The sequence below is a fragment of the Micromonospora sp. NPDC050200 genome (assembly GCF_040656135.1).
Lineage (GTDB): Bacteria > Actinomycetota > Actinomycetes > Mycobacteriales > Micromonosporaceae > Micromonospora.
Window position 1 is genome coordinate 1 of the sequence record NZ_JBFALG010000164.1, and the last position, 1,585, is coordinate 1,585.

Here is a 1,585-nt window from a genome sequence, read left to right on the forward strand (position 1 = left end):
CTTGATCTTTAACCCGTGCGGCGTGGCCGGGGATTGACGGACTTCGTCTTCGTTGCGGTCGGTGTCTTGGCGTTCGGGGTGGTCGCGGTGTGGACGTCGTAGCGCGGGGTGGGGTGGTTGTTGCGGCGGCCGGGTGGTCGTCCTGGTCCTGGCCGGGAGGGTTTGGGTGCACCGGCCGGGCAGGTCGCCTTCGCGCGGAGGTGCCGAAAGCCGCGGCGGACGCGGGCGGGTGACAGACGCTGCGGTGGTGCGGGTTTCTCCCAGGGGCGGCGCAGGTCGGTGGCGAGGGCGCGGGCCAACCGGAGCTGGGTGTAGGCGGCGAGGATCATCCAGGTCCATCGGTCGGCGGCCTGTGGCGTGCGGATCTTCGGGCAGGTCCAGCCGAGGGTCTGTTTGAACAGGCGGAACGTGTGTTCGATGTCGAAGCGGCGCAGGAACGTCTGCCAGAGCCGGTCGACATCAGCGCTGGTGGCGTCGACGCCGGACCACCACAACCAGACCGGCTTCGGGGTCGCGCCGCTGGGCAGGTGCTCGACTTCCAAACGGATGACGGTTCCCTCGATGACCGGCAGCACCTTCGCCGCAGCGGTCCAGGCGGATCGGTGGGTCAACCGTGGGTGCAACCGGTCCCAGGCTCGAGCCCACGCCGTGCCGTAGAGGCGGGTGTCGGCGACGGTGGCAGCATCCGGTTCACCCCAGGTGGTGGGATCGCCGAAGACGAACTCGTCGCCGTGCCTGCGCGGTCGGCCGATCGTCCCGGGTTCCCGGGCTGGCACCGCCCGGCGTAGTACCCGGTCTGAGCGCATCCGCGCGAGGACCTGCACGGGCAGGTCACGAAGGAGGAACGCAAGGCGGGGCGCGTCGTAGCCGGCGTCGGCCACGACCAGGATCTCCAGGTCCCCGACCTGCCACTGCCCGGCCCCGATCAGCCTTCCCACGATGTCTCGCAGCTGCCCAGCGGTGACCGTGGCCGCGTCATCACCAGGCGCCAGCCGCACCGCGTCCAACGGCGCGGTCCACGAACTACGACCCGACTCCAGGGCCACGACCATCGAATACGGCCAGCCCGGAATCATGATGGTCTGATCCTTGCCGCGTCCGTAGGTGTGACACAGGATCCGCTGCGGTGAGGTGTGAGCGTCCGGCCGCAGCCAGCAGGTGATGTCGACGGCCAGGACGAGACGGCCGTCGGCCGCCCGCGGCAGCGGTACTCCGGCGAGGGCGGTGCGCAGCCGATCGATGTCCAGCCGCCCGCAGGCGAGGGCGTCATACAACGCCCCGTGACCACGACGGTGCTCACCCACCAGCGACAACTCCACCAACGACCGGACCGGACCGTCGGCGCACAACACCGCATCCGTCAGGTCGAACAACGCGTCAGCCCGAGCAGTCAAGCAGTCGTAGAACACCCGCCGGAACCTGCCCAGGTCCCCGACGGCATCAGCCGGACCACGGTCATACACACTGATCACCAGAACAGCCCTTGGTTATTGATGCTCTTCCCTAGACAAGAAGATCATCGACCAAGGGCTGTTTCCGTGACCAGTCAGGGTCCCCAAAGGACCGTCGGAGGTTAAAGATCAAG

General features: G+C 68.3%; 1 protein-coding gene. It reads right to left on the bottom strand.

Translation table 11 applies throughout. The features are described from left to right. Nucleotides 1–8 precede the first annotated feature (8 nt). The gene (locus AB0I41_RS35140; protein ID WP_357115787.1) at nucleotides 9–1,472 is read right to left on the bottom strand and encodes an NF041680 family putative transposase; all 1,464 of its coding nucleotides are present in this window, start codon (nucleotides 1,470–1,472) and stop codon (nucleotides 9–11) included. Between the last annotated feature and the right edge of the window lie 113 nt (nucleotides 1,473–1,585).